Source organism: Pseudomonadota bacterium, assembly GCA_022361155.1.
Lineage (GTDB): Bacteria > Myxococcota_A > Polyangia > Polyangiales > JAKSBK01 > JAKSBK01.
Window position 1 is genome coordinate 1 of record JAKSBK010000368.1, and the last position, 6,186, is coordinate 6,186.

Annotated in this window: 6 protein-coding genes; 5 read left to right on the forward strand and 1 reads right to left on the reverse strand. The window is 62.7% G+C overall.

Annotated features, from left to right (window positions below; genetic code table 11):
* Nucleotides 1-28 precede the first annotated feature (28 nt).
* The 3 genes from pspA to pspC are packed head-to-tail and all read left to right on the forward strand — an operon-like array spanning nucleotide 29 to nucleotide 1,402.
* Nucleotides 29-694 (forward strand): phage shock protein PspA, encoded by a 666-nt coding sequence (gene pspA / locus MJD61_14165; GenBank protein MCG8556415.1) that lies wholly within the window; start codon nucleotides 29-31, stop codon nucleotides 692-694.
* 59 nt (nucleotides 695-753) lie between these two features.
* Nucleotides 754-996, forward strand: a complete 243-nt coding sequence (gene pspB / locus MJD61_14170; protein MCG8556416.1) for an envelope stress response membrane protein PspB — start codon at nucleotides 754-756, stop codon at nucleotides 994-996.
* A gap of 10 nt (nucleotides 997-1,006) precedes the next feature.
* Nucleotides 1,007-1,402, forward strand: coding sequence for an envelope stress response membrane protein PspC (pspC, locus tag MJD61_14175; GenBank protein ID MCG8556417.1), 396 nt, complete (start codon nucleotides 1,007-1,009; stop codon nucleotides 1,400-1,402).
* A gap of 175 nt (nucleotides 1,403-1,577) precedes the next feature.
* Here the strand turns inward: pspC and MJD61_14180 are convergent, their stop codons facing one another.
* A complete protein-coding gene (locus tag MJD61_14180) occupies nucleotides 1,578-4,052 on the reverse strand; it encodes a family 20 glycosylhydrolase (protein MCG8556418.1) in 2,475 nt (824 codons plus the stop codon).
* Between the two features lie 149 nt (nucleotides 4,053-4,201).
* Here MJD61_14180 and nhaC point away from each other — a divergent pair, with 149 nt between their 5' ends.
* Both nhaC and MJD61_14190 read left to right on the forward strand, forming a co-directional pair.
* Nucleotides 4,202-5,614 carry a Na+/H+ antiporter NhaC gene (nhaC, locus tag MJD61_14185; protein MCG8556419.1) on the forward strand — a complete coding sequence of 471 codons (1,413 nt, stop codon included), beginning with the start codon at nucleotides 4,202-4,204 and terminating at the stop codon, nucleotides 5,612-5,614.
* Nucleotides 5,615-5,678: 64 nt separating this feature from the next.
* Nucleotides 5,679-6,186 (forward strand): isoaspartyl peptidase/L-asparaginase (locus tag MJD61_14190; protein ID MCG8556420.1); only part of this gene is annotated, 508 nt, incomplete at its 3' end.

Consider the following 6,186-nt stretch of genomic DNA (forward strand, 5'->3'; position numbering starts at 1 on the left):
GGGACGCGACCGAAAGAGGTAACACGCCATGGGCATCTTCTCTCGCATGAGCGACATCGTGAACGCCAACATCAACTCCATCCTGGAAAAAGCCGAAGATCCCGAAAAATTGGTCCGGCTCATGATCCAGGAAATGGAAGACACGCTGGTGGAAGTGCGGTCCACTGCTGCACGAGCCATCGCCGACAAGAAAGAGCTTCACCGGAGGCTCGCGGGGCTTGAGCGCGAGGCGAGCGACTGGGACGGCAGGGCGGAGTTGGCGGTAAGCAAAGGCCGCGACGACCTGGCCAAAGCGGCCCTCATGGAGAAGCGCAAGGTCGAGAGCACGGCCGAGGTCGTGCGCGGCCAGCTCACGCACGTGAAGGAGGCACTATCGCAGCTCAGCGACGACATCGGACGCTTGCAGGAGAAACTGGCGGATGCGAAAGCTCGGCGAGAAGCGATGGTGATTCGGCATCGAGCCGCAAGCAAGCGGCTCATGGTCCGCGAGCGGGAGCATCATGTGGATGACGCGCTTATCCGCTTCGAGCAATTCGAGCGCAAAATGGAGCAGCTGGAGGGTCGTGTGGAGTCCTACGATCTGGGAAAGAAGCGGGATCTTCGTCATGAGATTCAGGATCTCGAGGAGGACGAGAAAGTCGAAAGGGCGCTCGGCGAGCTCAAGGAGCGAATGCGCAGCAAGTCCCCTTCGTAGTACCTGGAGCCCAAGGGGCACCAGTGCGGATGCCAAACACCTGAAAGGAATAGTCATCCATGGGTGAACTTTTTATTGCATTGTTCCTGGGTCTCCTCGCGCCGCTGTGGCTCGTGTTCCATTACATCACGAAGTGGAAGACCTCGAAGGGCCTGTCGAGTGAGGACGAAAAGCTGCTCGAGGAGCTGTACCAGTCGGCTCAGCGCATGGAGAGCCGCATCAACGCCCTGGAGACGATTCTCGATGACCGAACGGAGCGCTGGAGAGAGGATCGTTCCGATCGCCAGCGACCAAGAAGCTGAGGTACCCGTCATGAGCCGATTCCCAGACAACGGTTTTCACCCCCGCCGCCTGTACCGAGACACCGAAAACGGCATGTGCTTCGGTGTCTGTGCAGGAGTTGCCGACTACTTCGGATTCAATCTCTTTGCCGCGCGCTGCCTCACGCTGCTGGCTTTCATCTTCATGCCGGTCACGATCCTGATCTACCTCGGCGCTGCGTTTCTACTGCGACGCAAACCTCCGGAGCTGCACGGGACCCCGGAAGAGGAGGAGCTCAAGCGTACGGTTCGGCGCGATCCGCACCACGTGTTTCACGCGCTTCGCCACAGGTTCCGCCAAATGGATGCGCGCTTGGCGCGCATGGAGCGCTACATCACGTCACCGCGTTATCGGCTTGATAAGGAGTTCGAGGACCTTAGCAACTAGTTTCTGGTCAGAATCGCGCCACAGCCGCTTTCGTCCTCGTCCCGGCCCTGCGAAATACTTCCAGTATTCCTCGGTCCGGTCCGCCGGGCGCGCTGGCTCTGGCATCGATTCTGACCAGAAACTAAAGGTGCAATCGCGCCACAACCGCTTTCGTCCTCGTCCCGGCCCTGCGCTGCTACCTAACGACGATTTCGTCGACGAACAGCCACGCCCGCTTTCCGGCTCGTCGATGCCAATCCGGTAGCTTGCCGTGGTTGTGGGCTACGACTTGCACGTAACGAGCCGCCTGGCCGTTTGCATCCGCCCCGAAGCGCATGGGCAGGGGTGTTTCGTTTCGCTGCTCGGCTTGGCCAGGGCTCGCCTCGGGCAGCGGGCTGAAGTGCCTGCCGTCCTTCGAGACGCGAAACTCGACCCGTTCGGGGAGCACGATCGAGTCGCGTACGTGCCTGAGCACGCCGACCTCGATACGCTGGATCGGTTGCTCCTGGCCAAGATCCAGCGTGGCGTCCAGGTCCTCGTCCACGAAGCCTTGCCACAGTCCGTCACGCGCAACCGCGCTCCCCCGACGGCCGTCGGTGAGTGCAAGCTCGCGGGCTGCCGGGTACTTCGGGCTGAAGGGCCGCCCGTAGCGCACAGGCTTTCCCGTGGCCAGGTGCACGGAGTAGCTCGCAGCGCGGGGAAGCGACAACAGCCTGCCGGCTTCTATGGCGACGGCCGTGAGCGTGGCGTTGCCCGCGAGGGTGATGGGGCCCTCGTAGCGCGGCGAACGAGCGTCGGGTTGCGAGCCATCGAGCGTGTAGTGAATGGGAGCCTGCCGTACCGCCCGCAGGGCAACGCGAAAGCGGCCGTCAGCGGTGAGCTCGGGCTCCTGTTTGACGGCGAGCACGTGCCGCGCGTAGTCGATTCCGAGCAGATCGAAGCGCCTGAGCTCGGCGTCGACCCGCTTGGCAAAGCCGTCCCAGTCACGCCCGGCCTTCGGTGACCAGACCACCTCCGAGAGCGCCAGCATGCGCGGATAAGCCATGTACTCGGCCTTGGAAGGGGTCTTGATGTACTCGGTCCACAGGTTGGCCTGGCCGCCGATCACGCGTTCGGCTTCTGCGCTAGAAAGAGCCGGTGGAACAGGCTCGAACCGATACACTTTCTCGAGCGGCAGGTAGCCGCCGATCGCGATCGGCTCCTTTGTCTTGTCCTTGGCCTGGTAGTAGTCGAAGTAGGCGTGGCTCGTGGGGCTCATGATCACGTCGTGGCCTTGCTTGGCTGCAGCGATGCCACCGGCGACCCCTGGCCAGCTCATGACCGTGGCATCGGGTGCGAGCCCGCCCTCCAGTATTTCGTCCCAGCCGACCAGCCTGCGGCCCTTGCTGTTGAGGAACTTCTCGATCCGACGGATGAAGTAGCTCTGAAGCTCGTGCTCGTCCTTGAGGCCCTCGCGCCGAATGACCGCCTGGGCCAGCTTGCTGCTCTTCCAGCGGGCCTTGGGTGCTTCGTCTCCACCGATGTGGATGTAGCGGCTCGGGAAGAGCTCGAGCACCTCGCTGAGGACGTCTTCGAGGAAACGGAAGGTCTTTTCCTTGGGGCAGTAGATGTCTTCGTGCACGCCCCAGATCGTGGCTACCTCGAAGGGCCCCTTGGTGCAGCCGAGCTCTGGATACGCGGCGAGCGCAGCCTTCGAGTGGCCCGGCAGCTCGATTTCCGGCATTACCGTGACGAATCGAGCGGCCGCATACGCGACGATGTCACGCACCTGTTCTTGCGTGTAGAAGCCTCCGTAGCGCTGGCCGTCGAACTTGCGTGGCACGTCGTTGTTGTGACCCGCGATGGTCTGCTTGCGCCAAGCACCCACCTCGGTGAGTCTTGGATACTTCTTGATCTCGATTCGCCAGCCTTGGTCCTCGGTGAGATGCCAGTGGAACATGTTCAGCTTGTAGCGCGCCATCGTGTCGATGTAGCGCTTGATGAACTCGACCGGAAACAGGTGGCGGCCCACGTCTAGATGCATGCCCCGGTAGCGAAAGCGCGGCGCATCTTCGATCTCGACAGCCGGGATCGTCCAAGCAAGCTCGGGTAGCGGCTCGGGCGAGTCGATCTGGACCGGCGCAAGCTGGCGCAGGGTTTGGATCCCGTAAAACAGGCCGCGAGCTCGCTTCGCTCGCAAATCGATGCGAGTGGAGCCGACCGTGAGCCGATAGCCCTCCTCGGCCTCGAGCGCGGGATCAAGCCCAAGCAGTATCGTGCCTTTCGAGTCCCGATGTTCTGCTTTGGCCGCGCGCGGCTCGAGTGCGAAGCCGGTCGCCGTGTTGAGCAGCTGTGCGAGGTGTCTTGCCACCCGCGCCACCTCGGGGTCGCCGTAGCCTTGAATCGCTACTCGAGTTCGGGCTGTGAGCGAGAAGCCACCTGCCTTGGCGAGCAGCTTCCTCGGCATGGGAATCACGGCGAGGTCGCGAGACTGGGCCGGGGGCGTCTGTCGCGTGCGAGCCGCCTCGGTCTGTTGCCGGGCGGGCTTCGCCGGGGACGAGGCAGGAGCGTCGCACCCGATGAGCGCGCCCGTTACCAAGGTCAGGCATCGGGCCAGCATGGCTTTGCCGGATCGGAATCGAAAGGGCGAAGCCATGTTGACCCGATGCCGTGGAATCCGCAGTTTCTTCATGCGCTTTTCTCGAGTTTCGGTGGGCCGCACAAACGACAGCGACGCAGTGTATTCCAAGCCGCCCAGCGTACGCCAGCCGTAACCGTTCAGGCCGTGCGAACGGCTCTTGTCAGCAACCGAAGGGCCTGCGAGGCTGGCGCCGTCTCGCGATGGGCTCGAGCAACAGCAGACCGACGTTCTTTCAGTCGCTCGCGCCGCTGATCGCAATGGTGGTGCTGCTGGGCATCGGTTACGGTGTCCTGCGTCTGGCGATCGAGGCACTGCTGCTGTGCGCGGCCGTGGTTGCCGGGTTGATTGCATGGCGGCTTGGCAGCAGCTTCGACGATCTGCAGACCGGGATACTGCAGAGCATGATGAAGGGCATGCCGGCCATGCTGATAGTGATCGTGGTCGGGGCGCTGATAGGGTCGTGGATCGCCGCGGGCACGATACCGATGCTCATCTGCTACGGCCTCGAGCTCATTTCAGCTCGTTACTTCTTGGTCACGGCCTGTTTGGTCTGCAGCGTCGTTTCTCTGGTTACCGGAACCTCCTACGGCACCGTGGGAACCGTGGGCGTTGCCTTCATGGGTGTTGCACAGGGGCTTTCGGTTCCCCTGGGGCAAGCAGCGGGTGCCATCGTCGCCGGAGCCTATTTTGGCGACAAGCTGTCTCCCTTCTCGGACACCACGAATCTCGCTCCGATCGCTGCACGCAGCAATCTCTTCGATCACATCCGGCACACGCTTTGGACGACGACACCGGCCTGGCTGCTGGGCCTGGGAATCTACCTCGCTCTGGGGTGGACGATGCCCGTCCATGCCGAGGTCGCCCTGCATGCTACGGATGCCATCATGGGAGTTTTGCGCGCTCACTATGTCTTTCATCCGGTATTGCTGCTGCCGCCGTTCATCACGCTCTATTTGGCTATCCGAAAGCGACCTGTGATTCCGGGCATGCTGCTCTCTTCCACCGTGGCAAGCGGGCTGGCCATCGTGCTGCAGGGCAGCAGCCTCAGGAGCGCGGTGGGGTCGATGGTCAGCGGCTACCACGCGCACACCGGTCACGAGCTCGTGGACAAGCTTCTGACGCGGGGTGGAATGGACAACATGATGCACGTGACCCTGATCGCCCTGTGCGCCTTCGCGTTTGGCGGCATCGTGCAGAAGGCGGGCATGTTGGACGTCTTGCTGGAGCGCCTTTTGCGTGTCGCCCACACCAGGGGACGCATCGTGGCCTGCTCGGTTATCGCGTCGATCGCGACCGCCGTAATGACCGGAAGCTCCTTTCTCTCGATTCTGATTCCAGGTGAGTTGTTCGCGCCCGCCTACCGACAACAGGGCCTGGCGGCGAAGAATCTCTCCCGCACGACCGAAGACAGCGGCACGGTGGTCGTTCCCTTGATTCCGTGGAGCATCGCCGGCGTATTCATGGCAAGCACGCTCGGTCTCGAATCGTCGTTCGAGTACGCGAGATGGGCCATCATGTGCTACACGGGCGTCGTCTTTGCTTTGATCTACGGGTTTACCGGTTTTGCGATCGCACCTCGGATCAGAGACAACGAAAGCGTGCCCGGCAGTTGATGGCTAGCAGTGTATTGCTGGACCGGCTATGCATGTACTGCGGCACGCTGCTGGCGAGGCACAGATGGACAGGTTTGGGTTGGTGATTCACGGCGGAGCCGGGACGCTGGTGCGCAGCGAGCTGACGCCGGAGCGTGATGCAGTGTACCGCGAGACGCTTACCGAAGCCCTGGACGCCGGATACGAGGTGCTGCGGGCAGGCGGCACCAGCCTGGATGCGGTGGTTTCTGCGGTCGTGGTGCTCGAGGACTCGCCCTTGTTCAATGCAGGCAAGGGCGCCTGCTTCACGAGCAGCGGCATCAACGAGCTCGATGCGTCGCTGATGGACGGCAAGGAGCTCCGAGCGGGGGCGGCTGCTGCGGTCAAGCGGGTCAAAAACCCCATTCGGTTGGCTCGAGAAGTGCTCGAGCACTCGGGGCACGTGTTCTTGGCCGGCGAGGGCGCCGATGCATTCGCCGAGCTCCGAGGGCTCGACATGGTGCCGCCCGAGTACTTCTACACGGAAGCGCGCTACCGTGCCATGCAGCGCCTCAAGCAGCAGGGTCTAGACGAGACCGCGCTTTCGGAAGACA